This is a genomic window from Simplicispira sp. 125 (assembly GCF_003096555.1).
GTDB lineage: Bacteria > Pseudomonadota > Gammaproteobacteria > Burkholderiales > Burkholderiaceae_C > Simplicispira.
The window spans coordinates 3,150,881-3,176,490 of sequence record NZ_QEKM01000001.1; the positions used below are offsets into that span (position 1 = coordinate 3,150,881).

Genomic DNA, 25,610 nt, shown 5'->3' on the forward strand with positions numbered 1-25,610 from the left:
CTCGCCGCGTCAGTTGCGGAAGGGCCACAGGTGGAAAAAACGGCGAATGCGCCGCCACACTTCTGCGAGCCCTTGTGGCTCGAACACCAGAAATCCAATGATCAGCAGACCAAAAATGATGGTGCGCACGGGTGAGAGAAACACCGTGAGATTGGCCCCGCCGGGCAGCCAGTCGAACACCAGCTTGAGCAGCTCGGGCACCATGGTCATGAACACCGCGCCCAGGATGCCGCCCAGGATGGAGCCCATGCCGCCGACGATGATGGCAGCGAGGAAAAAGATCGACATCAGCAGCGGAAAGCTCTCGGGCGTGACCACGCGAAAGAAGTACGCCCACAGGCCGCCCGCCACCCCGGCGTAAAACGACGACAGGCCAAACGACAGCAGTTTGTAGCGCAGCAGCGGAATGCCCAGCACCTCGGCCGAGATGTCGCGGTCGCGGATGGCAATAAAGGCGCGGCCCACGCGCGTGCGCAGCAGGTTGGCCGCGCCCAGCAGCATGAGGATCGTGACGGGCACGACCAGCCAGTACAGGCGAAACGAGGTATCCAGTGGCAACCCGAACAGGGTGGCCGGGGGCACGCTCAGGCCGCCTGTGCCGCCGGTGATGTTGAAATTGGCAAACAAAAAATGCGCGATGAAGGAGGCCGCAATCGTGGCAATGGCCAGGTACAGCCCCTTGACGCGCAGCGACGGAATGCCCACGACCAGCCCGCCGAGCATGGCGACCATGCCGCCGCAAAAGATGTTCAATAAAAAAGGGGTTCCCCACCGCGTTTGCATGATGGCCACCGTGTAGGCGCCCAGCCCCATGAAGGCGGCCTGCCCCATGCTGAGGAGACCGGTGTAGCCGGTGAGGATGTTCAGCCCCGCGCTGCTCGCCACATTGATGCTGACCAGGCAAGCCAGGTACAGCCAGTAGTCGCTGGCCATGAAGGGGAACAGCACCAGCAGTGCGGCGCCCACGGCCAGCCACACCTTTTGGGTGTGCGAGTCGAACAGCGCCGCGTCGGCGGTGTAGGTTTCCTTGAGGGTTCCGATGCGCATGGGTCAGGCCTCCCGCCGGGCCGCCCCAAGGGAGGCCTGCGCCCCCTTGGGGGGCAGTGAATACACGAAGTGATGAGCGTGGGGGTTCATGTTTTTACAGACGTTCTATTTCGTGCGTGCCGAACAGGCCGTAGGGGCGCACCATGAGGATGCACACCAGCACGATGAAGGTGGCGAGCAGCTTGTATTCGCCGCCCAGATAACTGCCCGCCAGGGCTTCGACCAGGCCAATGAACAGGCCGCCCACCAGCGCGCCGAGCACGCTGTCGAGCCCGCCCACGATCACCACCACCAGCACCGACAGGCCGAACACGCCCATGCTCGACGAGATGCCGCCAATGGAGCCCACGATGATTCCGGAGACGGCGGCGATCATGGCCGAGACCACCCAGGACAGCGAGAACACGCGCGGCACGTTGATGCCCACGGAATACGCGGCGGCCTGGTCACTGGCCGTGGCCCGCAGTGCCACGCCCCCGCGCCAGAAGCGGAACAGCAGCAGCACGGCGGCAATGAGCACCACCGCGATCATGGCGCCCCAGAACACCTTGGGCGCCAGGAAGGCGTCGCCCACCATGATGGGGTCGCTGGGCATGAAGTCGGGCAGGCGGCGCTGGTCGGCGCTCCAGATCACTTCGACCAGGCCCACCAGCACCGAGGCCAGGCCCACCGTGACCATGAACACGGAGATCGGGGGCTCGCCCAGCAGCGGGCGGATCATGGTGCGCTCGATCACCGCGCCCAGCACGCCGCTGCCCAGCACCGCGGCCGGAATCGCCAGCCACAGCGGCAGCGCGAACATGGCGGCAAAGGTGAAGAACAGGTAAGCGCCTGCCATGAGCATTTCGCCAATGGCGATGTTCACCACGCGCGTGGCTTTGTAGACGATCACAAAGGCCAGCGCAGCCAGCGCGTACAGCCCGCCGCTGGCAATGCCGGTGAGGCAGATCTCGAACAGGTAGGCCCAATCCATCATGCGACTCCCTGTGCGTGGGTGGTGGCGTGCAGCTTGCGGCGCAGATCGCCCACGTCGCCCGAGCCGAGGTAGGCGCGGTTGACTTCAGGGTCTTGCTGCACCACGGCGGGTGTGCCCTGGGCAATGACCTGTCCGAAGTTGAGCACCACGACGTGGTCCGACAAATCCATCACCATGCCCATGTCGTGCTCCACCATCAATACCGTCACGCCCCACTCGGCCCGCACATCGAGGATGAAGCGCGCCATGTCTTCCGTCTCTTCGCGGTTCATGCCGGCCACGGGCTCGTCGAGCATCAGGATTTGCGGCTGCATGGCCAGCGCGCGGGCCATCTCCACGCGCTTTTGCAGGCCGTAGGGCAGGGCAGAGACAGGTGCGTGGCGGATGTGGTCGATCTCCAGGAAATCGATGATGCGCTCCTCGATGTCGCGGCGCAGTTCGGCCTCTTCGCGGCGTGCGCGGCCCATGTAAAACAGGGCGTCAAACACGTTGGTCTTGAGGTGCGCGTGGCGCCCGAGCTTGATGTTGTCTAGCACCGTCATGCCGCGAAACAGCGCGATGTTCTGAAAGCTGCGGCCCAGGCCCAGCTTGGCGCGCTGCGGTGCCGCAATGCGCGTGATGTCCTGGCCCTTGAATCGGATGCTGCCCCCCGTGGGCCGGTAGAAGCCCGAAATGGTGTTGAACAGCGAGGTCTTGCCCGCGCCGTTGGGTCCGATCACGGCGGTAATGGAGCCCGGCTGCACGCCAAAGCCTACGCCCGAGAGCGCCTTGACGCCGCCAAACGCCAACGTGACGCCATCGACTTCCAGCAGGGGAGCGGCGGGGGTTCCGCCAGGGTGTTGTGTCGCCATCGCTCTCTAGGGGTTTGTGCGGTCCAGAAAAATACTACTCGTGCGTAAACTGTTTACTTGTGAGTAGTATTTTGAGTGTCTCGCCCTAGCCCTGCATTGGTAGTTTCCCGGTGTAATACCCCCCATGACTGAATCCACCGCCGCCAGAAAGACCCGCGCCCCGTCTGCTGCAGCATCGCCCTGGGCCAGTGCGCCCGACCGTATGCAACAGCGCGAGGCCAAGCGCCGCGCCGTGCTGCAAGCGGCTGCGCAGCTGTTCAACGAGCGCGGTTTTCATGCCACCTCGCTCGACGACATTGCCGCGCGCCTCAACGTGAGCAAGCCCACGCTGTACTACTACGTCAAGAACAAGGACGAGATCTTGCTGCAGTGCGTGCGCCAGGGGCTGGAGATGACGCTCGAAGGTATCGAGGCCTCACGCCAGGCGGGAGGCAATGCGGTGGACCAGTTGCGTGCCTGCATGCAGGCGTATGCCGACATCGTCATGCAGCCCTTTGGCATGTGCCTGATCCGCGTGGGCGACGAGGAGGTTCCCGAGCCCAGCCGCACGGAGCTGCGCCGCATGAAGTCTGAGATCGACCTCGCTTTCAGGCGCCTGGTGGCCCAGGGGGTGCAGGAGGGCTCGCTGCAGTCGTGCGACCCGAAAATGACCGCCTTTGTGATCGCTGGCGCTCTGAGCTGGATCGGCCGCTGGTACCAGCCCGGCGGCGAGTACACGCCCGAGCAGATCGCCCAGCAGTGCATTGCGACCTTGTGCGACGGGGTGCTGCGGCGGGCGGATACGCTGCCCGCCCCGGCGGCCAAGCCCGCGCGCAAGCGGGGGGTGGCGGTGGCTAAACCCTGAGCGGGACTGTGCGCTGTAATTTATTTTTGGTTTTTTTGCCTCTAGCGTTTGATGGGTAAGCGCCGATAGCTATTGTTTTGATAGTTTTTTGCCCAAAGGTACCGTGCTATCGCCCGCGGCCGCCAGGTCGTCCAAGATGGGGCAGTCAGGCCGCTGGTCGCCATGGCAGCACTGCACCAGCGACTGCAGGGTGCGCTGCATGGCCTGCATGGCGGCGATGCGGGTGGCCAGGTCGTCGATGTGGGTCTGGGCGATGCGTTTGACCTGGCTGCTGGCGCGCGCCTTGTCTTGCCACAGGCCGAGCAGGGTGGCGATCTCGGCCATGGAGAAGCCCAGGTCGCGCGCACGGCGGATGAAGCGCAAGGCGTGCACGTCGGCCTCGGTGTACTGGCGGTAGCCGCTGTCGGTGCGTGCCACGGGCGGCAGCAGGCCCAGCGATTCGTAGTGCCGCACCATGCGGGCTGACACGCCGGCTCGTTGCGCGGCCACGCCGATGGGCACGGGCCAGTGGACGGCAGCGGGCTGTGTCATGCAGCGACCGTGTAGCCTTCTTCGGCGATGGCGGCGGCCAGGGCTGCGCGGGGCTGCTCGCTGGTGACGTCCACACGGTTGTGCGCGCGGTCGATCTGCACGGTGGCTTGCGGGTCAAGCTCTTGCACGGCGTTGGTGACGGCGCGCTCGCAATGGCCGCAGGTCATGCCTTGAACGTCAAACTGGTGTTGCATGGGGAAAGCCTTTCAGGGTGATTTGCAATGGGAGGCTTGCATCATGAACCTTGACGCCATGGCAAGGTCAAGCCATGGCGGCTGTTTTATTTTTGCCTGGTGCTTGACCTTGCCATGGCGTCAGGGTTTAGGGTAGCAACCATGAACACCACCACCGCTCTTCCCCCCCCCGCCAGCGACGGCGCCTTCCAGGAGCTGGACTTGTCGATTGGCGGCATGACCTGCGCGACCTGCTCGGGCCGTGTGGAGCGCGCGCTGCGCAAGGTGCCGGGCGTGCAGAGCGCCACGGTGAACCTGGCGACGGAGACGGCGCGCGTTCAGTTTTCTGCGCAGGATGGGGGTGACGCTACCGCCATGGACGCCTTGCTGCGCCGTGCCGTGCGCAATGCGGGCTACGAACCGTTGACGGCGGCGGCCAGTGCGGCGCGCGAAGAAGACACCTCGCCCTGGACGGGGTTCACACCGGTGGCCATTGGTCTGGTGCTGTCTGCACCGCTGGTGCTGCCCATGTTGGGCGACCTGTTTGGCCAGCACTGGATGCTGCCGGCCTGGGTGCAGTTTGTGCTGGCCACACCGGTGCAGTTCATTCTGGGAGCGCGCTTTTACAAGGCGGGCTGGGCGGCGGCCAAGGCGCTGTCGGGCAACATGGATTTGCTCGTCGCCATTGGCACCAGCGCGGGTTGGGGTTTGTCGATGTGGCTGTGGTTGACCGCGCACCCCGGGCATGCACCGCACCTGTACTTTGAGGCTTCTGCCGTGGTGGTCACGCTGGTGCTGCTGGGCAAGTGGCTCGAAGCCCGCGCCAAGCACCAGACCACGGCGGCGATCCGCGCGCTGCACGGCCTGCGGCCCGATGTGGCGCACCTGCTGGGCAAAAGTGGCGAAGTCGATGTGCCGGTGGCCGAGGTGATGGTGGGCGACCGCCTGGTGGTGCGCCCGGGCGAGCGTTTTCCGGTCGATGGCACGCTGCTCGACGGCGATACGCAGGTGGACGAATCCATGCTGACGGGAGAGCCGTTGCCGGTGACCAAGGAGGCCGGTGCGGTGTTGACGGGTGGCTCGATCAACGGCGATGGCCGCGTAGTGCTGGAGGTGCGCGCGGTGGGGGCCGAGACGGTGCTCTCGCGCATCATCCGCCTGGTGGAAGACGCGCAGGCGGCCAAGGCGCCTATCCAGCGCCTCGTGGACAAGGTGGCCAACGTGTTTGTGCCGGTGGTGCTGCTGATTGCGCTGGCCACGCTGCTGGGCTGGTTGTGGGCGGGTGTGGGCGCCGAGGTGGCGCTGATCCGCGCCGTGGCTGTGCTGGTGATTGCCTGCCCGTGTGCGCTGGGTCTGGCGACTCCGGCGGCCATCATGGCGGGCACGGGCGTGGCGGCAAAAAACGGCATTTTGATCAAGGACGCGCAAGCGCTGGAGCTGGCGCACAGGGTGGACACCGTGGCGTTTGACAAGACCGGAACGCTGACCGTGGGCCAGCCACGCCTGACCGCGTTTCACGTGGAACCGGGCGCCGATGACGCTGCCGTGCTGGCGGCCGTGGCGGCGGTGCAAAGCGGCAGCGAACACCCGCTGGCGCGCGCGGTGGTGCAGGCGGCACAAGACCGTGGCTTGACGATGGCGGAGCCGGCCGGTGTGCGCGCCGTGCCGGGGCGCGGTACCGAGGGTGGGGTGGCTGGGCGCAGCTATCTGGTGGGCAGCCTGCGCTGGATGGATGAGCTGGGCGTGGACCTGGGCGCGCTGGGCGTGCGTGCGCAGCAGTTGCAAAACGAAGGCGCCACGGTATCGGCCGTGGCCGAACGCAGCGCGCAGGGCCTGGTGGTGCGCGCACTGATGGCCTTTGGCGACGAGCCCAAGCCCGGCGCACGCGAGGCACTGGCGCTGCTGCGGGCCAAGGGCATCCGCACCGTCATGATCTCGGGCGACAACCGCGGTGCGGCCGAGGCCATGGCGCGCCGCCTGGGGCTGGATGCCGCCGATGTGCGCGCCGAGGTGCTGCCCGGCGACAAGGCCGCGCAGGTGGTGGCATTGCAGCGGGGCGAGGACGGACGGGACGATGAGCGCTGCCGGGCCGCCCCAAGGCGCGAAGGCCCCCTTGGGGGGCAGCGACCCAGCGCAGCGGTGGAGCGTGGGGGCCACATTGTCGCCATGGTGGGCGATGGCGTGAACGATGCGCCCGCGCTGGCCGCCGCCGATGTGGGCATGGCCATGGGCAACGGCACCGATGTGGCCATGCACGCGGCCGGCATCACGCTGATGCGCGGCGACCCGGCGCTGGTGGCTGCGGCGCTCGATATTTCACACCGCACGGTGCTGAAGATCCGGCAGAACCTGTTTTGGGCCTTTGCCTACAACGTGGCCGGTATCCCGCTGGCGGCGCTGGGTTACCTGAGTCCGGTGGTGGCAGGCGCCGCCATGGCGCTCAGCTCGGTCAGTGTGATGACCAATGCGCTGCTGCTCAAGCGCTGGCGGCGGTAGGCTCAGTCCAGCGCCGGGTAGTCGGTGTAGCCCTGGGCGCCGCCGCCGTAGAAGGTGGCGCGGTCGGGGGTGTTGAGCGGGGCGCCGCGCTGCAGGCGTTCTACCAGGTCGGGGTTGGCGATGTAGGGGCGGCCGAACGAGACGATGTCGGCGCCTTCGGCCACGGCGCTTTGCGCCATGGCCAGGTCGTAGCCGTTGTTCACCATCCAGGCGCCCTTGCCGCCGCTGTTGCGGTACACGGCCTTGAGGGCGGCGTAGTCGAAAGGGCGTTCGGGCAGTTCGCGCGGGCCGCCCGTGGAGCCTTCGATGATGTGGATGTAGGCCAGGCCCAAAGGTGCCAGGTGGTGCAGCAGGTAGTCAAACAGCTGCTGCGGGTTGTCGTCGACGATGTCGTTGGCGGGGGTGACGGGCGAGAGCCGGATCGCGGTGCGGCCTGCACCGATTTCGTCGGCCACGGCGTGCACCACTTCCAGTGCGAAGCGGGCCCGGTTCTTGATGCTGCCGCCGTAGTCGTCCTGGCGCTGGTTGGCGCCCGTTTTCAGGAACTGGTCGATCAGGTAGCCATTGGCGCCGTGGATCTCGACGCCATCAAACCCGCAGGCAATGGCGTGGCGTGCGGCGTGCCGGAAGTCCAGCACGATGCCCGGCAGCTCGGATGCGTCCAGCGCGCGCGGCTCGGAGGTCTCGGTGAAGGTGGGAACGCCGTCGCGAAGGAGTACGGTCTTGGTCTTGGCGCGCACAGCCGAAGGGCCGACAGGCGACACATTGCCCGGCTGCAGCGAGGTGTGCGAGACGCGGCCCACATGCCACAGCTGCGCGACGATTTTGCCGCCTGCCTTGTGCACGGCGCTGGTGACTTGCTTCCAGCCGTCGAGTTGCTCTGTGCTGTAGAGGCCGGGCACATCGGCATAGCCCTGGCCTTGCGGGCTGATGGCCACCCCTTCGCTGATGAGCAGGCCGGCACTGGCGCGCTGGGCGTAGTACTGGGCCATGAGGGCCGTGGGAATGGCGCCCGGGGCACGGTTGCGGGTGAGCGGCGCCATGGCGATGCGGTTGTCCAGGGCGATGTCGCCTGCGTGGATGGGTTCGAAAAGGGTCGGCATAGTGGTCTTCAAGGTAAAGCGTTGCGGCCAAGCGTAGTGCTGCTGTGGGCGCAGTGCAATGCTGCAGGCGACAGCAGGGTTCTGGTAGGTGGGGCTCAATCATGGATTGAAAAGGGGCTTGAAGGCAAATTTCACCAGCGGTGGAAGCTATTGTTGTGATAGCAAATTTTGCTGCGAGGCAGTGCCTTGCCCCAGGGGCTGGCGCGCCGGGCTGCTGCGGCACAATCTGTGCGATGCACGAATGTTCTTCTCCCGCTCCGGCGCCGGGTGGCCGGGTGGTGTGGCTGGCCCTGGCGCTTTCGCTGGGGGCTGCGGTGTCGCTGGGGATTACGCGCTTTGCCTACGCGCTGCTACTGCCGCCGATGCGCGAAGACCTGGGCTGGTCGTACACGCTGGCGGGGGGCATGAACACGATCAATGCGCTGGGCTACCTGCTGGGCGCTCTGGCCACGCCGCTGCTGCTGCGGCGCTATGCCCCCGGGCCGTTGCTGCTGGCCGGGGCTGTGCTGGCCACGCTGTTCATGGGCTCGTGCGGTTTCTTTCTGGATGCGCCTTCGCTGCTTTTGCAGCGCTTGCTGGCGGGGGTGGCCAGCGCGCTGATCTTTATTGCCGGCGGGCTGATGGCTGCGCGCCTGGGGGCACTGGATGCCCCACGCAGCGGCTTGCTGCTGGGGCTGTACTACGGTGGTACGGGTTGGGGGATCAGCCTGTCAGCATTCTTGGTGCCCGCGGTGCTGGCGGCCGCCCCTGGCCCGCACAACTGGACCTGGGCCTGGTGGGCGCTGGCGCTGGCCTGCGCTGTGGCCACGCTGGGCATTGTGTGGCCGGTGCGCGTGCTGCGCCGCCTGGACGCCGCGCCCGCCGTGGCGCCGGTCGCTTCAGCCCCCGGCGCGCCTGCAACGCTTGCGCCTGTTGCGCCACGGCTGTTTACGGTGCGGGCCTTTGCCCCGGCGCTGGCGGGTTATGCCATGTTTGGCGTGGGCTATATCGGCTACATGACCTTTGTCGTGGCGCTGCTGCGCACGCAGGGTGTGGGCAGCGGGGCCATCACGCTGTTTTATGCGTTGCTGGGGCTGGCGGTGGTGCTGTCGTCGCGCATCTGGGCCGGTCTGCTCGACCGCAGCCGGGGCGGACAGGCGCTGGCTTTGCTGAGCGGCCTGCTGGGGCTGGCCACGGTGCTGCCGGCCTTGACGGCCTCGTGGCCGGTGGCACTCGCCTCGGGCCTGCTGTTTGGCGGGGTGTTTTTGTCGGTCGTCGCTTCGACCACGGCCCTGGTGCGGCACAACCTGCCGCCCTCGCAGTGGGCGGTCGGTATCAGTGCGTTCACCATTGTTTTTGCGGCCGGGCAGATCATGGGGCCCACGGTGGTCGGCGCGATTGCCGACGGCCCGGGCGGGCTGGCACGCGGGTTGGTGTTTTCGGCCGGGGCGTTGTGGCTGGGCGCGCTGCTGGCGTGGCGCCAGCAGGCGCTGGAGGGGTAAGACTTCCCGCACTTATCCGCGTTGCGTGGTCACACGATGGGCCGTGCATCGCGCAGGGCAGCGGCGAGCTTATGCGATCAGGCCTTCGGCTTTCATGGTCGCCACGACGGCGGGGCGCTCGCCCACACGCTTGCGGTAGGCGGTGAGGTGGGGGAGGTGGGCCAGATCCATGCCCACCACGCGCGGCCAGCCGCTCACGGTGAACAGGTAGGCGTCGGCCACGGTGAACTGGCCGCCCATCAGGTAGTCGCGCCCGGCCAGTTGCGCATCAACCCAGGCCAGGCGGCCCAGCAGGCGCTCTTTGACGGCGGTCTTGTATTCCTCGTTCGCGTTGCCGCCAAACAGGGGTGAGAAGCCCTTGTGCAGTTCGGTGCCGATAAAGGTCAGCCATTCCTGCAGTTGGTAGCGCTCGAAACTTCCCGCGGGCGGGGCGAGCTGCTTGTCAGGCACCAGGTCGGCCAGGTACTGCACGATGGCCGGGCCTTCGCGCAGGGTGCGGCCATCGTCGAGCACGAGGAAAGGCACGTAGCCCAGGGGGTTGATCGTGTAGAAGTCGGTGCCGTCCGGTAGCTTGTGTGTCTTGGTGGGCGCGGCGATGGCTTCGTGCGGCAAGCCCGCTTCGTGCAGAACGATGTGCGGTGACATAGAACAGGCGCCGGGAGAGTAGTACAGCTTCATGGACGGTTTCCTTGGGTCAAAAGTCGAAGCCGCCATGGTAGGCCCAGCGGTGCGGGCGTGCTGTTGCGTGGGCAGAAACCATGCAGTTCAAGATGCTGCGCCCCGGTGCTGCAGGAGGCGTTGCAGCGCAGGATCACGCCGATCAGTCCATGGGCTGCGCTGCTGTGGTTCCCAGCACCACCGCCTCGGGCCGCTGCAGCAGGGCCTTGAGCAGCGGAGGCTCGAAGTGCCGGCGCACCGAGATGGCGTAGAAGTTTTCGTACAAATCGGGCACCACGCCGTATTCCACCAGGCGGCCGCTGCGCAGTTCGTCTTGCACCACCACGCTGGGCAGCAGGGCGATGCTGTCGGAGTCGCGCGCCAGCAGGCGCATCAGCGCCATGTCGTCCACCTCGGCGCGCAGCCGGTAGCGGATGCCGCGCTGCTCGCACATCAGGTCGAACGCGGCGCGGATGTCGTTGTCACGCCCGGGCAGCAGCAGCGGCGTATCGGCCAGGTCTTGTGGAAAGCGAAAGGGTTTGGCGCCAGGCCGCGCCTTGCCCACCAGGCTCACGGGCTGGCGCGCGATGCGCTGGCAGCGCCAGGGGTTGTCGGTGCTCGCGTGCACGCGCTGGTTTGACAAGATCAGGTCCAGCGTGTGCACGCGCAGGCGGGCCAGCAACTCCAGCAGGTTGCCCGAGTGCAGCACCAACTCGACGTCATCGCGTTCGAGCAGCGGATGCAAAAAGTTCTCTTGAAAATTGCGCGACAACGTGGCTACAGCCCCGATGCGCAGCACCTGGCGCTCGTCACGGTGGCCCTCGCGCATGAGCGCCATGAGCTCGTTGCCCGAGGCAAAAATCGACTCGGCATAGCCCAGCGCGAGCTGCCCTGCCTCGGTCAGCTGCAGGCTGCGGCCCACGCGCGCAAACAGCGGCTGGCCGAGCTGTTCTTCGAGCTGCCGGATCTGCGCCGACAGCGCCGATTGCGAGACATGCAGGTGCGTGGCTGCGCGCGTGAGGTTGCCCTCTTTGGCGACGGCCCAGAAGTAGTGCAGGTGGTGGAAGTTGAGGCGCGACACCAGTTGAACGTTCTTTTAAACAGTACAAAATGTGCTTAAAAATGCATTTTACAGAATGATTTCAGATCGGCAAAGTCACAGTATTCGTGAGAAAGGACACTGTGATGGCTGGATTTTTTTCGGTGAGCAGTGCGGACTTGCCCCTGTGGCACGCCGCGCTGGTGGGGGCCCCGGCGCTGTGGGCCGGGCTGGCGGCAGCGCTGGTGGCTGGCGTGGCCCGCAAAGACACAAGCCCGGTGGTGGCCTGGCGCATCGCAGGTGTGGCCAGCCTGGCTGCTCTGGTGGCTGCGGGTTTAGGCCTGCTGGCGGTGGCGCTGGGCTCGGCAGGCGTGGGCTACGGGGTCCGCGCCGATGTGGTCGGGGCACTGGTCATGCTGCTGGTGGCTTTTGTGGGCTGGGTCATCGTGCGCTACTCGCAGACCTACCTGCAGGGCGAACGGCGCGAGCTGCACTACGTGCGCTGGCTCCTGGCCACGCTGGCCACGGTGCTGGTGGTGGTGGCCACCGACCATCTGCTGGTGCTGGCCCTGGCCTGGACGGCCACCAGCCTCACGCTGCACCACCTGCTGATTTTCTTTGGTGACCGACCGGCGGCGGTGGTGGCCGCGCACAAGAAGTTCATCGTGGCGCGCCTGGCCGATGTGTGCATGCTGGGTGCCACGGCGCTGCTGTGGGTGGCTTATGGCACGCCGCACATCCACGCCATGCTGGCGCAGGCTGCGGACGCGCCCCTGCCAGGATCGGTGCAACTGGCCGTGGTGCTGCTGGCATGTACGGCGGTGCTCAAATGTGCGCAACTGCCGTTCCATGGCTGGCTCATCCAGGTGATGGAGGCGCCCACGCCGGTATCGGCCCTGCTGCATGCGGGCATCGTGAACCTGGGCGGCTTTGTGTTGCTGCGTTTTGCCCCGCTGGTGTCTGAGGTGCCTGCTGCGCAAACCCTGCTGGTGGTGGCTGGTGCAGCCACGGCCGTATTGGCGGCGCTGGTGATGACGACGCGCATCAGCATCAAGGTGATGCTGGCCTGGTCCACCTGTGCGCAGATGGGTTTCATGCTGATGCAGTGCGGCCTGGGGGCCTGGGACATGGCGCTGCTGCACCTGCTGGCGCACTCGCTCTACAAGGCACATGCCTTTTTGGGCGCAGGCGGTGCCGTGCGGCGTGCGCAACTGGTGCAGCTGACGCCGCAGGCGCCAGCCTGCGGGCTGGGCGCGACGCTGGTGGGTGCTGTCACCGGCATGGCCATGGTGCTTGTCGCCGGTGCTCTGTGGAGCCTGTGGATGCCGGGTTTGGTGGCATCGCCTGCGATGTGGGTGCTGGCGGGTGTGGTGTCGCTGGCGCTTACGCCCCTGGTGCGGGCGCAAGCACAAAGCGCCTCGTGGATCGCGTTGGCGGGTGCTGCGCTGTGTGTGGCGCTGACGTATTTCGGACTGCATGTGCTGCTGGGCGGTTGGCTGGGTATGCCAGCGCCGCAGCCGGTGACCGCACTCTGGGTGGGCGCTGCGCTGGCTTTTGTCGTCCTGTTCGTGTTGCAGTCGGTCGTCACCCTGGCCCCAGGAGGGGTGCTGGCGCAGCGCCTGTACCCGTGGTTCTACGGCGGGCTGTTCCTGGATGAAAAGTTCAACAGCCTGGCCTTTGCGCTGTGGGCACCGCCTACACCTGCGCGGCAGGCCACCGCTTTGCCCATGCTGTCCGTGGTGGCTGCCCCGCCCGCACACCTGCATCCCGCCGCCTCTGGAGTGACACCATGACCGCACTTGCCCAGGACATCGATCGGGCCTGCGCCTGCATTGCGCCCACTTGGCCGCTGGACCAGTTCATTGCCGTCAACCCTTACTGGGGCTGGGTCGATAAGCCCATGCCACAGGCGGCGGCGGCATTGGAGGCCTTGGGCGGCACGCGCCTGACCATGCCGCGCAACTGGTTCGCCGCGCAGTGGCAAGCGGGGCATTTGCAGCGCCAGCACCTGCAAGCAGCAGCAGAGCGTGCCGCTGGCGACACCGCCGCTGCAGGCCGTGTGGAGCAGGAGGTCAATGCCCTGGTGGCTGCGCTGGAAGCGCCCACTGCTCCCTCTTTGCACCGGCTGCCCCTCATCACGGATCTGCGCGATGCCGGTGTGCCCCCACGCCCTGGGGTGTCGTGGGCTGAGATGGTTACGCACCAGGTCAGCCAGCACTGCGCGGCATTTTTTGACACGCAGCAGGCCAGCTGGGGCATGCCGCAGTCGGCGGGCTTGTGGGGCACCTGGCGCCAGCAGTTGGCAGTCGACCATGGCCTGCCGTGGCACCACGGCCATGCGGCGCTGGCCCAGCGGCTGGCGGCTTTGCCCGGCGATGCGCGGGCGGTGATTGCGCAGGCGCTGGCCGGGCTGGGCATGGATGCGCGCGGCCAGGCCGCTTACCTGAGCGCAGTGCTCATGGCGATCGGCGGCTGGGGCGCCTGGTGCGCATATGAGCGCTGGCAGGCGCGGTTGGCAGGCAAAGACGACGACCAGCTGGAGCAGCTTTTGGCGATTCGCCTGACCTGGGAATGGTTGCTGCACGACGATGCGCCGACGGGTACGGTGCCCGCAGGCTGGGCCGCGCAGTGGAGTGCCGCCGATGCCCTGGCCCGGCAATGCGAGGGCGCCCAGGCGCTGGACTGGCTGCTGCAGGACGCGCTGGAGACGGCCTACCAGCAGCCCTTGCTGGCGGGGTTGTCGAAGGCTGCGGCGGCCCCCGTCAAAGCACCCCAAGTGCAGGCACTTTTTTGCATCGACGTGCGCTCGGAAGTCTTTCGCCGGGCGCTCGAAGGCGTGGATGCGAGTGTGCAAACCCGTGGCTTTGCCGGGTTCTTTGGCTTGCCCATCGCCTATGCGCCAGTGGGCAGTGCGCTGACCCGCCCGCAGCTGCCGGGTCTGCTGTCGCCCGCGCTGTGTGTGACTGAAAGCGCGGGCGATGCCCACCTGGCGCAGGTGCTGGCGGGCCAGCGGCGCCGTGCGCTGCAATGGCGTGCACGGTGGGACCAGTTCCGCGCTGCACCAGCGTCGGGTTTTAGCTTTGTGGAATCGCTGGGGCTGCTGTACGGTGCCCAGCTGGCCCGGCAAAGCCTGCCGTCGGGCGCAACGCCTGCGCGCTGGGAAGATGCGGGCCTGCCCCCTGCAGAGGCCGCCACACTGCGCCCCCAGATGCCCCAGGCCTTGAGCGCGCCCGAAGAGGGCGCTGCCATCGCCCACCGCGTGCTGACTGCCATGGGCCTGGTGCGCGATTTTGCCCCGCTGGTGCTGGTGGCCGGCCACGGCAGCCAGAGCGCCAACAATCCCCACGCAGCCGGGCTGGACTGCGGTGCTTGTGGCGGCCAAACCGGCGCGGTCAACGCCCGGGCGCTGGCCGACCTGCTCAACACCCCTGCGGTGCGCGAGCACCTGGCACCGCTCGGTATCACCATCCCTTCCAGCACGCACTTTGTGCCGGGCCTGCACAACACCACCACCGATGAATTGGTGCTGTTGGATGCCGATGCGGTGCCGCCCAGCCATACCGCCCGGCTAGAGCGCCTGCGGGCCTCTCTGCATGCCGCGGGACAGCGCGCGCGGGCAGAGCGGGCCGCCAGCCTGGGGCTGACAAGCTTCGCAGGCAACCCGCAGGCCTTGCTGCAATCGCTGCGCGAGCGCGCCAATGATTGGGCGCAGGTGCGGCCTGAGTGGGGTCTGGTCAACAACGCGGCCTTTATCGTCGCGCCGCGTGCGCGCAGCCAACATCTGAACTTGGGCGGCCGCGCGTTCTTGCACGACTACGACCACCGCCTGGACCCCGACAACGCGGTGCTCACGCTCATCATGACGGCGCCCATGGTGGTGACGAACTGGATCAACCTGCAGTACCACGCCTCCACCGTGGACAACCTGCGCTACGGCAGCGGCAACAAGCTGCTGCACAACGTGGTAGGCGGGCGGCTGGGCGTGTTTGAGGGCAATGGCGGTGACCTGCGCATTGGCCTGCCGATGCAGTCGCTGCACGACGGGCAGGTGCTGCGCCACACCCCGCTGCGCCTGAGCGTCTTCATCGAAGCCCCGCGCGAGGCCATCGATGCCGTGATGGCGCAACATGCGGTGGTGCGCGATCTGGTGGGCAATGGCTGGATGCACCTGTTCTGGCTGGAGCCCCAGGGCCCGCGCATGGCGCAGTGCTGGCAGGGGCGGTGGCTGGAGGTGACCCCGCTGGCTAGTCCGGCTGGGTGAGCGCTTCCAGTTGCGCCAGATAGTGCAGGGCGTGTGCCTGGTGGGCGCCGCACATCTCCACCGACGGCATGAGTCCAGCACACACCGCAGGTCGGGTGGGTTGGCTAAAGATCAGGCAGCGTGCGTCGTCGCCGAGCTGCACGCAGCGCACCCCGGCGGGCTTGCCCCGTGGCATGCCGGGAATCGGCGAGCTGATGGAGGGTGCGGTGCAGCAGGCGCCGCAGCCGGGGCGACAATCCATGTAACTATCGTTTCAATAGCTACCCGCGCTTGCCCAGTAAGCGCCAGTGGCTGTTTCTGCTTGAAGTTTCAAGCGTGACTCGCGTGCAGACGGTCTGCGGCCCACAGCACCTGCTCCACGACGCCGCGCACGCGCTGGCGGTGTGCCTCCTGCACCAATGCGCCGTGCTCATCGAAGGCGCTGGCGGCCTGGCCCAGGGCAAAGGCGCGCGGGGCCAGCCAGCATTCCAGGTTGATGAGCAGCGGCGCCAGATGGCTTTGCGAACGCAGACCACCCAGGGCGCCGTTGGACGCACTGAGCATGCCCACGACTTTGCCGCGAAAAGGTTTGACGCCATCCTGCCAAGCGGGGTCGCCCTTGACGGGACTCGACGCCCAGTCGATGGTGTTCTTGAGCAGCGCGGTGTAGCTGCCGTTGTATTCCGGCGAGCAGATAACCCAGGCCGGGTGCTCCCACAGCAGTTGTTTGAGGCGCAGCACATCGGGCGGTGTGCCACGTGCCTCCAGGTCTGCGTTGTACATCGGGATGTCAAAGTCCGACAGCTCCAGCAGGGTGGTGTCGGCGCCTGCATCGCGGGCCGCGTCGGCTGCTACCTGGGCCAGGCGGCGGTTGAAGGATTGCTGGCGGGTGCTGCCCGCGAAGACGAGAAGTTTCATGTCTGGCATTGGATCACAGGCCTGCCGCAGGAAAACTGCAGCCGGTACAAGCCCCTCGGTCGGGGGTGTGTTTCACGTGGAACACTGCGGCGCCATCTCCACGCAAAAACATCGGCACCACAGTGCATGCGCAAAGGTGGGAAAATTACGCCCCTGCGTCTGCTCCTGTGTGGGCGCGGTATCCGCCTTCGAAAAGTTCTCGGGCGGTTGTTTGTTGACTATCGGGCCCGTGGGCCCCGGAGCCTTGCATGTTGTACCCCCAGGAATTTGATGTCATCGTTGTCGGCGGAGGCCATGCAGGCACCGAAGCGGCGCTGGCTGCCGCGCGCATGGGCCGCCGCACGCTACTGCTCACGCACAACATCGAGACACTGGGGCAGATGAGTTGCAATCCGTCCATCGGGGGTATCGGCAAGGGCCATCTCGTGAAGGAAGTGGACGCGCTGGGTGGTGCCATGGCGCTGGCCACGGATGAGGCGGGGATCCAGTTTCGGATTTTGAACAGCAGCAAAGGCCCTGCAGTGCGCGCCACGCGGGCACAGGCCGATCGCATTCTGTACAAGGCTGCCATCCGGCGCATGCTGGAGAACCAGCCGAACCTGTGGTTGTTCCAACAGGCGGTGGACGATCTGATGGTGGAGGGTGACCGGGTGGTGGGCGCCGTCACGCAGGTGGGTATCCAGTTTCGCAGCCGCACGGTGGTGCTCACGGCAGGCACTTTTTTGGACGGCAAGATCCACGTAGGCCTGAACAACTATGCCGCAGGCCGCGCGGGTGACCCCCCTGCAGTGAGTCTTTCGAGCCGCCTCAAAGAGTTGCAGTTGCCGCAGGCGCGCCTGAAAACCGGCACGCCACCGCGCATCGATGGGCGCAGCATCGATTTTTCGAAATGCGAGGAGCAGCCCGGTGACGGTATGCTCGGCGGCATCAACGAAGGGCATGTGCCCGTGTTCAGCTTCATGGGGAATGCAGCCATGCACCCCCGGCAGGTGCCGTGCTGGATTACGCACACCAATGCGCGCACGCACGACATCATCCGCAGCGGCTTTGACCGCAGCCCCATGTTTACCGGCAAGATCGAAGGCGTGGGACCGCGCTACTGCCCGAGCGTGGAAGACAAGATCAACCGCTTTGCCGACAAGGAGAGCCACCAGATTTTCCTGGAGCCCGAAGGTCTGACGACGCACGAGTTCTACCCCAACGGCATCAGCACCAGCCTGCCCTTCGATATCCAGTACGACTTGGTGCGCAGCATGCAAGGGCTGGAGAATGCGCACATCCTGCGGCCCGGTTATGCCATCGAATACGATTATTTTGACCCGCGCGCACTCAAGAGCAGTTTTGAGACGCGCCAGATCCAGGGGTTGTTCTTTGCCGGGCAGATCAATGGAACCACAGGCTATGAAGAGGCTGCGGCCCAGGGTTTGTTTGCCGGTACCAATGCTGCACTGCAATGCCGGGGCGAGGCGGCCTGGCTGCCGGGGCGTGATGAGGCCTATCTGGGCGTGTTGGTGGACGACCTCATTACCAAGGGCGTGACCGAGCCCTACCGCATGTTTACCAGTCGGGCAGAGTTCCGCCTGCAACTGCGTGAAGACAACGCCGACATGCGCCTCACCGAAGCAGGGCGGCGTATGGGGCTGGTGGACGATGCGCGCTGGGATGTTTTTAGCCGAAAGCGCGATGCTGTTTCACGTGAAACGGAGCGCCTCAAGGCAACCTGGGTGAATCCGCGCAACTTGCCTGCGGCAGAGTCTGAGCGGGTGCTGGGCAAAAGCATCGAGCATGAGTACAACCTGTTCGAGTTGCTGCGCAGGCCCGATGTGGACTACGCCAATCTGATGTCGCTGGATGACGGCAAGTATGTTTCGCCCGATGTTTCACGTGAAACACTGGGTGTACTCAGCGAGGCTGTAGTGGAGCAGGTGGAGATCGCTGCAAAGTATGCGGGCTATATCGACCGGCAGAAGGGGGAGGTGGAGCGTGCAACGCACTTTGAAAAACTGCGCCTCCCGCCCGATCTGGACTATATGCAGGTGACGGCCCTGAGCATCGAGGCGCGCCAGGTGCTCAGCCGTCACCGGCCTGAAACCCTGGGCATGGCTTCGCGCATTACGGGCATTACGCCAGCGGCCATCTCCTTGTTGATGGTGCATCTGAAGAAGGGTGGCTTTAAAGATTTTGCTTTGACGCGCACTGGTCCGGTCGATGGCGAGGTTGCGGCATGAGTGCGGCACTGCAGGAGCGCCTGGAGGCGGGCGTCCAGTCCCTGGGGTTGGAGCTGGACGCTGCGCAAATTGCACACCTGATGGATTTTTGGGCCTTACTGCAAAAGTGGAACAAGGTTTACAACCTGACCGCCGTGCGCGACCCCGAGGAGATGTTGACGCACCACCTGCTCGATAGCCTGGCCGCTGTGCTGCCGTTGCAGCGGCATGTGGCGCAGGCGGGCCTGGCAGTGCCGGTGCGCCTGCTGGATGTGGGCTCTGGCGGCGGCTTGCCTGGTGTCGTTTTTGCGATCTGCTGCCCTGGGGTGGATGTGAGTTGTGTGGATACGGTGGGCAAGAAGGCTGCCTTCATCCAGCAAGTGGCGGTGCAGTTGCGCCTGTCCAACCTGCACGGTGTGCATGCCCGGGTGGAGTCGCTTGCCACACCTTTTGATGTGGTGAGTTGCCGGGCCTTTGCGGCATTGGCAGATTTCACCCATTGGTCCCGCGAGGCGCTGGCACCGCACGGCGTGTGGCTGGCGATGAAGGGCAAGCACCCGGAGGACGAACTGGCGGCGTTGCCCGCTGATGTGCAGGTGTTTCACGTGGAACAACTCGCGGTGCCGGGCTTGGGCGCCGAGCGCTGCATTGTCTGGATGCGCCCGGCAGCGCAAGATGGGCGGGGTGGGGCGGTCGCGTAAACTCGGGTGATTGGTGGTGCCCGTGTGTGCCAACCCCGTCATTGTCCGCGTGCGGGAAAAATTCGCAGGCGTGTTCTTCATCGGCTTTGGCATCACGCTGGCCTTTTCCAAGTAAAGCATCCTATGGCCAAGATTTTTTGCGTTGCAAATCAGAAGGGTGGTGTCGGCAAAACCACTACCACCGTCAATTTGGCGGCGGGGCTGGCCAAGATTGGCCAGCGCGTGCTGATGGTCGATCTGGACCCCCAGGGCAATGCCACCATGGGATCGGGCGTGGACAAACGCAGCCTGGAGCTCACGGTGTACGACGTGCTGCTCGAATCTTCCTCAGTGCAAGAGGCGGCTGTGTTGGCAGAAAAATGCGGTTACTGGGTGCTGGGCGCCAATCGTGAATTGGCCGGTGCCGAGGTGGAGCTGGTAGAACTGGAGCGCCGCGAAAAGCGACTCAAGACCGCACTGGCCCAGGTCGATGGTGACTACGATTTCGTGCTCATCGACTGTCCGCCGTCACTCTCGATGCTCACGCTCAATGGTCTGTGTTCGGCGCATGGCGTGGTCGTTCCCATGCAGTGCGAATATTTTGCGCTCGAAGGCCTGACCGATCTCGTCAACACCATCAAACAGGTGCATGCCAACCTCAATGCCGATCTGCAGATCATTGGCCTGCTGCGCGTCATGTTCGACCCGCGCATCACGCTGCAGCAGCAGGTGAGCGAACAGCTCAAGGACCATTTTGGCGACAAGGTGTTCCACACGGTGATCCCGCGCAACGTGCGCCTGGCCGAGGCACCCAGCTACGGCTTGCCTGGTGTCGTGTTCGACCCTGCGGCCAAGGGCAGCCAGGCCTTCGTGGAATTCGCCCAGGAAATGGTCGACCGCGTTCAGCGCATGCCCGCTCCCGCAAAAATTGAAGCGAAATTGGCTTCTGGCGCTTGATGGTCAAGCGTAGGCAGCTATCAAAACAATAGTACACAATCGTACATGGCATCTTCCAACATCCTGCTGCTGCCCGGGTGGCAGAATTCCGGGCCGGGGCATTGGCAAAGCCACTGGGAAACGTTACACGGCTACCAGCGCGTCGAGCAGCACGACTGGATGCGCCCGCTGCGTGGTGACTGGACAGCGCGGCTGGACGAGGTGGTGGTCGATGCCGACGGCCCCGTGGTGCTGGTGGCACACAGCCTGGGCTGCATTCTGACCGCGTGGTGGGCGGCACACTCGCAGCACACCGCCAAGGTCCGTGGCGCCTTGCTGGTGGCGCCGGGCGATGTCGAGCAGCCCGACGTGGCCGGGTACCTGCCCGGCTGGGCGCCCATTGCCCGCCAGCGCCTGCCTTTCCCGTGCGTGCTGGTGGGGAGCCGCAATGATCCCTATTGCCGCTTCGAGCGGGCGCAGGCGTTTGCCAATGGTTGGGGTGCGCGCTTCATCGATCTGGGGGCGCGCGGCCACATTAATGCCGAATCGAACCTCGGTGTCTGGCCTGAAGGCCAGACACTGTTGCACTCCTTGTTGAAAGACTGAATCCACCATGGTGACCAAAAAACCCAAAGGCCTCGGCCGTGGACTCGAAGCATTGCTAGGCCCCAAGGTGGCCGAAGCGGTGGAGCAGGCGCAGGCCGCCGATGCAGGCCTGCCCAGCAGCCTGCGCCTGGACGATATGGTGCCTGGCATGTACCAGCCGCGCACACGCATGGACGAGGGCGCTCTGTACGAGCTGGCCGAATCCATCAAGGCCCAGGGCATCATGCAGCCGATTCTGGTGCGCCGCCTGGCCGAGGGCGAGAGCGCGGGCAAGTATGAAATCATCGCGGGCGAGCGGCGTTTCCGTGCGGCGCGGCTGGCGGGGCTGGCCAGCGTGCCCGTGCTGGTGCGCGACGTGCCCAACGAGGCTGCCGCCGCCATGGCGCTCATCGAGAACATCCAGCGCGAAGACCTCAATCCGCTCGAAGAAGCCCAGGGCCTGCAGCGGCTGGTGAAAGAGTTTGGCCTGACGCACGAACTGGCGGCCCAGGCCGTGGGCCGCTCGCGCAGCGCAGCCAGCAATCTGCTGCGCCTGCTCAACCTGGCCGAACCGGTGCAGACCATGCTGATGGCCGGCGACATCGACATGGGCCATGCGCGTGCGCTGCTGTCGCTCGACCGTGCGGCGCAGATCACGGCGGGCAGCCAGATCGCGGCCAAGAAGCTCTCGGTGCGCGAGGCCGAGGCCCTGGTCAAGCGCATTGGCGCCGATTTCAGCCTGGTGCCGCAAAAGCCCAAAAAGGAAAAATCCCGCGACCTCAAGCGTGTGGAAGAAGAGTTGTCTGACCTGCTCATGGCCGACGTGGAAGTGCGCGTGAAAAAGCGCGTGAAGCGGGCAGGGCGCATGGAAGACATGGGTGAGCTGGCGATCCAGTTCGGTTCGCTCGAGGCTCTCAACGGCCTGATCGACAGGCTGCGCGGTCATTGAATTCCCGTGGTGTGACATAGCGCACGCCACGCTGCGCTGCGGGCGTGCGCGTGGTATGAAAAGCACCGCGGTCGGCCTACACTGGTACGTGGACACGGGAGAGGCGGCGCATGCAGCGCCCGCTGCCCGGGTTGCTTGTATCGGAGCCGGCATGACCCCTTTTTACCGCCCCTTCTCTTGTTTGTTGCTGGCACTGTGCCAGCACACCATCGCTGGGCGTTGAATCCATGGCCTGGCTGCGGCGTCCTCCCTGGCCTTTGCCCGCGCTGCTGGCCTGGGGCAGTGCCTGGTTGCTGTTTCTGGGGCTGCAGCGTGTTACGACGTCTGTACTGGCTTTGTTGCTGGCCTGCACTCTGGCTACAGCAGCGAGCGTGCTGGGCAGCAACTGGTGGCGGCGCGGGTTGATCGCCGCCGGGTTTCCGCTGGCACTGGCCCTGGCGGGCGGCGCGGCGGTGCCCGCCTGGGCCTGGCTGGTGCCGCTCGTATTGTTGGCGTTGGTTTATCCGCTCAATACCTGGCGCGATGCGCCCCTGTTTCCCACGCCACCCAACGCCTTGCAAAGTCTGGCCGCCCAGGTGCCGCTGGCACCGGGCGCGCGCGTGCTCGATGCTGGTTGCGGCCTGGGCGATGGACTGCGTGCTTTGCGCAGCGCCTACCCCCAAGCCCGGCTGGAAGGAGTGGAATGGAGTTGGCCGCTGCGCTTTCTGTGCGCCTTGCGTTGCCCCTGGGCCCAGGTGCGCCGGGGCGACATGTGGCGTACCGACTGGAGTGCCTACCAACTGGTGTATCTTTTCCAACGCCCGGAAAGCATGGCCCGTGCCGCCGCCAAGGCACAGGCCGAAATGGCGCCAGGCACCTGGCTGGTGAGCCTGGAATTTGCCGTGCCCGGCGTACTGCCGCAAGCGCAGCTGCGCTTGCCGGGCAACCGGGTGGTCTGGATTTACCGCATGCCTTTGTGCGCGAGTACGCGACGAACGGCGGAGGTGGCGCATGGCTGATCAAGTGCGTTCTTGTCCTGGTCGTGGCGCCTGCTTTTGGAGAAGCTGCAGACAGCTTCTTACACAAAATGGTCTGGATACAGGCAGAAATAAAGGGTTGCATTTGCTACATTCCCTGCTGGCTGCTGAAACACCAAGAACCAGATACCAGCAGCCGGGGGCTATGCCGTTTGCGCAGTCAAGGCGCGCCAGAGGGGGCGCGAGCGTCGATGCGGCCGCCCTTGCCTGTGCATCCTCGGCGCTGCGGCCTGACCGCAGTGGTGGTGGGGTGGCCGGGCCTTTCCTGGTCGACCCATTCAATTCACTGCAAGGACATCCATGAAATTCTGGCCATTGCCGCACGCCCGACTGTGGGGCGCACTCGTTCTGGGCATCGCCCTGACCGGCTGCGCCAACATGCAAAGCCACGACAAGTTGGCTTCCGAGATGCAAACCGCAGGCCAGACCAATGGCATCCCCGCCGCGCTGGCGCGGCTGGAGGCCTCGGCCACTACAGCCGACGAGAAGGCGGCGCTGCTTTACAACATGGAACGCGGCGAGCTGCTGCGCATGGACCGCCGCTACGAAGACAGCACGGGCGCCTTCATGCTGGCCGACACCAAGGTCAAAGAGTGGGAAGAAACCGCCCAGACCAATCCCAGCAAGCTCATGGGCACCGTGGGCGCTGCGCTGATCAGCGAGCGCCTGAAGGCGTATGAAGGCCAGGATTATGAAAAAGTCTGGCTGACCACGCGCCTGGCGCTCAACCGCCTGGCGGTGGGCGATTTTGAAAACGCCCGCGTGGACATCAAGCGCACCCACGAGCGCGAAGCCATCATTGCCGAGTTCCGTGCCAAGGAAACCCTGGCAGCCGAAGAAGAAGCCAAGTCCAAGGGAGCCGCTTCCGGCAGCAAGGAGATCAACGGCTATCCCGTCGAGACGCTGAACGACCCCGAGGTGCTGGCGCTCAAGAATGGCTACTCCAACGCCCTGTCGCACTACCTGGCGGGCTTCCTGTACGAAGTGCTGGGCGAATCGGGCCTGGCCGCACCCGGCTACCGCAAGGCGATTGAACTCAAGCCCGAAACCGGCGTGCTCGAAGAAGGCCTGCGCGGCCTGGACAGCCGCACCAGCTTCACTTGGAAGCGCCGCCAGCGCATGACCGACGTGCTCTTCCTGGTTGAAGCGGGCGATGCCCCGGCGCGCAAACCCAAGGCCTTTACGCTGCCTGTGCCCACGGGCAGTGGTCTGGTAACTGCCAGCCTGTCCTACCCGGTGATCGAGCCCTCGAATGACCCCTTGCTGAGCCAGCTCTCGGTGGCCGGTTACGACTTCAAGCTGGAAAAAGTCGTGGACGTGAACGTCATGGCACGCCGCGCCCTGAAGGACGAAATGCCGGGTATGGTGTTTCGTGGCGTCACCCGCGCCATTGCCAAGGGCGTGCTGCAGAACGAACTGCAAAAACGCGGCGGCCTGATCGGTGGCCTCATCGGCGCTGCCGCCTCCGTGGCGACCGAACAGGCGGACGACCGCATGTGGCGCATGCTGCCCGGCCGCGTGTACGTGGCCCGCGGCTACCTGCCGCCCGGTGAGCACCGCATCAGCATCAATGGCCGTCTGATCGACCAGCCCATCCAGATCGATGGCCAGTACGCCTTGGTGCCATTGCGTATTTACCACAACAGCGTGCTGACCGGCCAGGTGGCCAGCATCGGCCAACTGGCCGCGCAGGCCGCAGCGCCCGCACCGCAAAAACCTGCCGTGGTGGAAGCCGCAAAGCCGGAAAAACCGGTGCGTGCACGCCGTCCAGCCCGTACCCCACGCCCGGTCGCCGCTCCTGCGGCCCAGTAAGGCATTGAATTGACAGCAACTCCTCGAAAGGAACACCGCATGACCCCCCGCATGACCCTGGCCGCCTTGTGCACGGCCATTCTGACGCTGGCCGGTGGCGCACAGGCCCAGCAGCACGACCCGGCCACACCGGTTGCGGTGGCCTCCAAGGTTGCGCTGCGTGGCGAAGCCAACAACATCGCTGTGCGCGAGATCCGCATCGTGCGCAAGAACGACGTGCTGGTGGTTCAGGCCGACCTGGCCAACATGGGCCGCAGCGACCGCACCGTGTTCTACCGCTTCAAGTGGCTGGACAACGTGGGCAACCAGGTGGGCGACGGTGAGTCGTGGAAGCAGCTGGGCGTGCTGGGTCTGGGCCAGCAGACCATCAAGAGCGTGGCGCCCGGCGGCGCAGCCACCGATTTCCGGATTGAGATGAACGTAGAAACGCGCTGAGCGCAGCGCCTTGCAGGAGAAAACCATGAAAAAGACTTTCCAACGCCCCCTCGCCTGGGGTCTGGCGGCAGCCACGCTGCTGCTGGCTGGTTGCCAGAACCTCTCGTCTCCCGTGATCCGCTTTGACCGCCAGGTCAACTACGGCGACGCCAAGGGCGTGGAGCTGGTGACCAACGAGTTCGGCTCGTCCGATCTGCAGATGATTGCCGAGAAGATGACCGGCAGCCTGCTGGAGACCGGCATCTTCCAGGGCCGTCCCACGGTCACCATCTCCACGGTGAAGAACAAGACCAGCGAGTACATCGACACGACCAATGTGATGAACTCCATCCAGACCGCGCTGGTCAAGTCAGGCAAGGTGCGTTTTGTGCGCTCCATCAAGGAAATGCAGTCGGGCGTGGACGAGCTGCAGCGCCAGAACCAGAGCGGTCTGTACAAGCAGAACAGCACCGCAAAAATCGGCAACATGACGGCCGCCAAATACAGCATGGAAGGGGAGCTGACCAGCATCGTCAAGCAAAGTGCCTCGACCAAGGATGTGTACTACAAGTTCACGCTCAAGCTGTTTGACGTGGAAGAAGGCACCATCGAATGGCAGGACGAAAAAGAAATCCGCAAAACCAGCACACGCTGA

At 65.5% G+C, this 25,610-nt stretch carries 24 protein-coding genes; 14 read left to right on the forward strand and 10 right to left on the reverse strand.

What is annotated here, in order from left to right:
* Positions 1-9: 9 nt before the first annotated feature.
* The 3 genes from C8D04_RS14695 to C8D04_RS14710 all read right to left on the reverse strand — a co-directional run bounded on the left by C8D04_RS14695 (position 10) and on the right by C8D04_RS14710 (position 2,874).
* Positions 10-1,047, reverse strand: a complete 1,038-nt coding sequence (locus C8D04_RS14695; RefSeq protein ID WP_116005524.1) for a branched-chain amino acid ABC transporter permease — start codon at positions 1,045-1,047, stop codon at positions 10-12.
* A gap of 94 nt (positions 1,048-1,141) precedes the next feature.
* Complete coding sequence (locus C8D04_RS14705; RefSeq protein WP_199563016.1) at positions 1,142-2,020, reverse strand: branched-chain amino acid ABC transporter permease; 879 nt, start codon at positions 2,018-2,020, stop codon at positions 1,142-1,144.
* Complete coding sequence (locus C8D04_RS14710; protein WP_116005526.1) at positions 2,020-2,874, reverse strand: ABC transporter ATP-binding protein; 855 nt, start codon at positions 2,872-2,874, stop codon at positions 2,020-2,022. The genes C8D04_RS14705 and C8D04_RS14710 overlap by 1 nt, the downstream gene beginning before the upstream one ends.
* A 124-nt stretch (positions 2,875-2,998) precedes the next feature.
* Between C8D04_RS14710 and C8D04_RS14715 the strand changes: the two genes are divergently transcribed.
* A complete protein-coding gene (locus C8D04_RS14715) occupies positions 2,999-3,718 on the forward strand; it encodes a TetR/AcrR family transcriptional regulator (protein ID WP_116005527.1) in 720 nt (239 codons plus the stop codon).
* A gap of 69 nt (positions 3,719-3,787) precedes the next feature.
* Here the strand turns inward: C8D04_RS14715 and cueR are convergent, their stop codons facing one another.
* Both cueR and C8D04_RS14725 read right to left on the reverse strand, forming a co-directional pair.
* Entirely contained in the window at positions 3,788-4,249 is a 462-nt protein-coding gene (gene cueR, locus C8D04_RS14720; protein ID WP_116005528.1) for a Cu(I)-responsive transcriptional regulator, read from the reverse strand.
* A complete protein-coding gene (locus C8D04_RS14725) occupies positions 4,246-4,443 on the reverse strand; it encodes a heavy-metal-associated domain-containing protein (protein WP_116005529.1) in 198 nt (65 codons plus the stop codon). The genes cueR and C8D04_RS14725 overlap by 4 nt, the downstream gene beginning before the upstream one ends.
* A 141-nt stretch (positions 4,444-4,584) precedes the next feature.
* Here C8D04_RS14725 and C8D04_RS14730 point away from each other — a divergent pair, with 141 nt between their 5' ends.
* A complete protein-coding gene (locus tag C8D04_RS14730) occupies positions 4,585-6,918 on the forward strand; it encodes a heavy metal translocating P-type ATPase (RefSeq protein ID WP_116005530.1) in 2,334 nt (777 codons plus the stop codon).
* Between the two features lie 2 nt (positions 6,919-6,920).
* On the opposite strand, the gene C8D04_RS14735 is transcribed toward C8D04_RS14730, so the two are convergent.
* Positions 6,921-8,021, reverse strand: coding sequence for an alkene reductase (locus tag C8D04_RS14735; protein WP_116006208.1), 1,101 nt, complete (start codon positions 8,019-8,021; stop codon positions 6,921-6,923).
* A gap of 233 nt (positions 8,022-8,254) precedes the next feature.
* On the opposite strand from C8D04_RS14735, the gene C8D04_RS14740 reads away from it, so the two are divergent.
* Positions 8,255-9,502, forward strand: coding sequence for a YbfB/YjiJ family MFS transporter (locus C8D04_RS14740; protein ID WP_116005531.1), 1,248 nt, complete (start codon positions 8,255-8,257; stop codon positions 9,500-9,502).
* A gap of 69 nt (positions 9,503-9,571) precedes the next feature.
* On the opposite strand, the gene gstA is transcribed toward C8D04_RS14740, so the two are convergent.
* Both gstA and C8D04_RS14750 read right to left on the reverse strand, forming a co-directional pair.
* The gene (gene gstA / locus C8D04_RS14745; RefSeq protein WP_116005532.1) at positions 9,572-10,180 is read right to left on the reverse strand and encodes a glutathione transferase GstA; all 609 of its coding nucleotides are present in this window, start codon (positions 10,178-10,180) and stop codon (positions 9,572-9,574) included.
* A gap of 142 nt (positions 10,181-10,322) precedes the next feature.
* The gene (locus tag C8D04_RS14750; RefSeq protein ID WP_116005533.1) at positions 10,323-11,240 is read right to left on the reverse strand and encodes a LysR family transcriptional regulator; all 918 of its coding nucleotides are present in this window, start codon (positions 11,238-11,240) and stop codon (positions 10,323-10,325) included.
* A 104-nt stretch (positions 11,241-11,344) separates the two neighbouring features.
* Here C8D04_RS14750 and C8D04_RS14755 point away from each other — a divergent pair, with 104 nt between their 5' ends.
* A complete protein-coding gene (locus C8D04_RS14755) occupies positions 11,345-12,991 on the forward strand; it encodes an NADH-quinone oxidoreductase subunit L (RefSeq protein WP_116005534.1) in 1,647 nt (548 codons plus the stop codon).
* Entirely contained in the window at positions 12,988-15,459 is a 2,472-nt protein-coding gene (locus C8D04_RS14760) for a DUF2309 domain-containing protein (RefSeq protein WP_116005535.1), read from the forward strand. The genes C8D04_RS14755 and C8D04_RS14760 overlap by 4 nt, the downstream gene beginning before the upstream one ends.
* Here the strand turns inward: C8D04_RS14760 and C8D04_RS14765 are convergent.
* The gene (locus tag C8D04_RS14765) at positions 15,443-15,700 is read right to left on the reverse strand and encodes a YkgJ family cysteine cluster protein (RefSeq protein ID WP_116005536.1); all 258 of its coding nucleotides are present in this window, start codon (positions 15,698-15,700) and stop codon (positions 15,443-15,445) included. The two genes, C8D04_RS14760 and C8D04_RS14765, sit on opposite strands and share 17 nt — an antisense overlap.
* Before the next feature lie 68 nt (positions 15,701-15,768).
* Positions 15,769-16,356 carry an NAD(P)H-dependent oxidoreductase gene (locus C8D04_RS14770; protein WP_116005537.1) on the reverse strand — a complete coding sequence of 196 codons (588 nt, stop codon included), beginning with the start codon at positions 16,354-16,356 and terminating at the stop codon, positions 15,769-15,771.
* A gap of 248 nt (positions 16,357-16,604) precedes the next feature.
* Here C8D04_RS14770 and mnmG point away from each other — a divergent pair, with 248 nt between their 5' ends.
* From mnmG to lpoB, 9 genes are all read left to right on the forward strand, one after another.
* Positions 16,605-18,584: a tRNA uridine-5-carboxymethylaminomethyl(34) synthesis enzyme MnmG gene (gene mnmG, locus C8D04_RS14775; RefSeq protein WP_116005538.1), complete on the forward strand. Its 1,980-nt coding sequence runs from the start codon at positions 16,605-16,607 to the stop codon at positions 18,582-18,584.
* Positions 18,581-19,264 carry a 16S rRNA (guanine(527)-N(7))-methyltransferase RsmG gene (gene rsmG, locus C8D04_RS14780; RefSeq protein WP_116005539.1) on the forward strand — a complete coding sequence of 228 codons (684 nt, stop codon included), beginning with the start codon at positions 18,581-18,583 and terminating at the stop codon, positions 19,262-19,264. Before mnmG ends, rsmG begins: the two co-directional genes overlap by 4 nt.
* Before the next feature lie 123 nt (positions 19,265-19,387).
* Positions 19,388-20,200: an AAA family ATPase gene (locus C8D04_RS14785; RefSeq protein WP_116005540.1), complete on the forward strand. Its 813-nt coding sequence runs from the start codon at positions 19,388-19,390 to the stop codon at positions 20,198-20,200.
* 45 nt (positions 20,201-20,245) lie between these two features.
* A complete protein-coding gene (locus C8D04_RS14790) occupies positions 20,246-20,785 on the forward strand; it encodes an alpha/beta hydrolase (protein WP_116005541.1) in 540 nt (179 codons plus the stop codon).
* A 7-nt stretch (positions 20,786-20,792) separates the two neighbouring features.
* Positions 20,793-21,713 carry a ParB/RepB/Spo0J family partition protein gene (locus C8D04_RS14795; RefSeq protein WP_116005542.1) on the forward strand — a complete coding sequence of 307 codons (921 nt, stop codon included), beginning with the start codon at positions 20,793-20,795 and terminating at the stop codon, positions 21,711-21,713.
* Positions 21,714-21,940: 227 nt separating this feature from the next.
* Entirely contained in the window at positions 21,941-22,711 is a 771-nt protein-coding gene (locus tag C8D04_RS14800; protein ID WP_116005543.1) for a class I SAM-dependent methyltransferase, read from the forward strand.
* A 318-nt stretch (positions 22,712-23,029) separates the two neighbouring features.
* On the forward strand, positions 23,030-24,541 hold the full coding sequence (locus C8D04_RS14805; protein WP_233521187.1) for a hypothetical protein: 1,512 nt from the start codon (positions 23,030-23,032) through the stop codon (positions 24,539-24,541).
* Positions 24,542-24,580: 39 nt separating this feature from the next.
* Positions 24,581-24,976: a YcfL family protein gene (locus tag C8D04_RS14810; protein ID WP_116005544.1), complete on the forward strand. Its 396-nt coding sequence runs from the start codon at positions 24,581-24,583 to the stop codon at positions 24,974-24,976.
* Between the two features lie 25 nt (positions 24,977-25,001).
* Complete coding sequence (lpoB, locus tag C8D04_RS14815) at positions 25,002-25,610, forward strand: penicillin-binding protein activator LpoB (RefSeq protein WP_116006209.1); 609 nt, start codon at positions 25,002-25,004, stop codon at positions 25,608-25,610.

Bases quoted from the DNA above. Each gene is read 5' to 3' on its own strand.
- C8D04_RS14800 (WP_116005543.1), top strand. From the start codon at position 21,941: ATGGCCTGGCTGCGGCGTCCTCCCTGGCCTTTGCCCGCGCTGCTGGCC.
- lpoB (WP_116006209.1), top strand. From the start codon at position 25,002: ATGAAAAAGACTTTCCAACGCCCCCTCGCCTGGGGTCTGGCGGCAGCC.
- C8D04_RS14730 (WP_116005530.1), top strand. From the start codon at position 4,585: ATGAACACCACCACCGCTCTTCCCCCCCCCGCCAGCGACGGCGCCTTC.
- C8D04_RS14790 (WP_116005541.1), top strand. From the start codon at position 20,246: ATGGCATCTTCCAACATCCTGCTGCTGCCCGGGTGGCAGAATTCCGGG.
- C8D04_RS14725 (WP_116005529.1), bottom strand. From the start codon at position 4,443: ATGCAACACCAGTTTGACGTTCAAGGCATGACCTGCGGCCATTGCGAG.
- mnmG (WP_116005538.1), top strand. From the start codon at position 16,605: ATGTTGTACCCCCAGGAATTTGATGTCATCGTTGTCGGCGGAGGCCAT.
- C8D04_RS14715 (WP_116005527.1), top strand. From the start codon at position 2,999: ATGACTGAATCCACCGCCGCCAGAAAGACCCGCGCCCCGTCTGCTGCA.
- C8D04_RS14755 (WP_116005534.1), top strand. From the start codon at position 11,345: ATGGCTGGATTTTTTTCGGTGAGCAGTGCGGACTTGCCCCTGTGGCAC.
- cueR (WP_116005528.1), bottom strand. From the start codon at position 4,249: ATGACACAGCCCGCTGCCGTCCACTGGCCCGTGCCCATCGGCGTGGCC.
- C8D04_RS14740 (WP_116005531.1), top strand. From the start codon at position 8,255: ATGCACGAATGTTCTTCTCCCGCTCCGGCGCCGGGTGGCCGGGTGGTG.
- C8D04_RS14810 (WP_116005544.1), top strand. From the start codon at position 24,581: ATGACCCCCCGCATGACCCTGGCCGCCTTGTGCACGGCCATTCTGACG.
- C8D04_RS14795 (WP_116005542.1), top strand. From the start codon at position 20,793: ATGGTGACCAAAAAACCCAAAGGCCTCGGCCGTGGACTCGAAGCATTG.
- C8D04_RS14760 (WP_116005535.1), top strand. From the start codon at position 12,988: ATGACCGCACTTGCCCAGGACATCGATCGGGCCTGCGCCTGCATTGCG.
- rsmG (WP_116005539.1), top strand. From the start codon at position 18,581: ATGAGTGCGGCACTGCAGGAGCGCCTGGAGGCGGGCGTCCAGTCCCTG.
- C8D04_RS14770 (WP_116005537.1), bottom strand. From the start codon at position 16,356: ATGAAACTTCTCGTCTTCGCGGGCAGCACCCGCCAGCAATCCTTCAAC.
- C8D04_RS14705 (WP_199563016.1), bottom strand. From the start codon at position 2,020: ATGGATTGGGCCTACCTGTTCGAGATCTGCCTCACCGGCATTGCCAGC.
- C8D04_RS14765 (WP_116005536.1), bottom strand. From the start codon at position 15,700: ATGGATTGTCGCCCCGGCTGCGGCGCCTGCTGCACCGCACCCTCCATC.
- C8D04_RS14735 (WP_116006208.1), bottom strand. From the start codon at position 8,021: ATGCCGACCCTTTTCGAACCCATCCACGCAGGCGACATCGCCCTGGAC.
- C8D04_RS14695 (WP_116005524.1), bottom strand. From the start codon at position 1,047: ATGCGCATCGGAACCCTCAAGGAAACCTACACCGCCGACGCGGCGCTG.
- gstA (WP_116005532.1), bottom strand. From the start codon at position 10,180: ATGAAGCTGTACTACTCTCCCGGCGCCTGTTCTATGTCACCGCACATC.
- C8D04_RS14710 (WP_116005526.1), bottom strand. From the start codon at position 2,874: ATGGCGACACAACACCCTGGCGGAACCCCCGCCGCTCCCCTGCTGGAA.
- C8D04_RS14785 (WP_116005540.1), top strand. From the start codon at position 19,388: ATGGCCAAGATTTTTTGCGTTGCAAATCAGAAGGGTGGTGTCGGCAAA.
- C8D04_RS14805 (WP_233521187.1), top strand. From the start codon at position 23,030: ATGAAATTCTGGCCATTGCCGCACGCCCGACTGTGGGGCGCACTCGTT.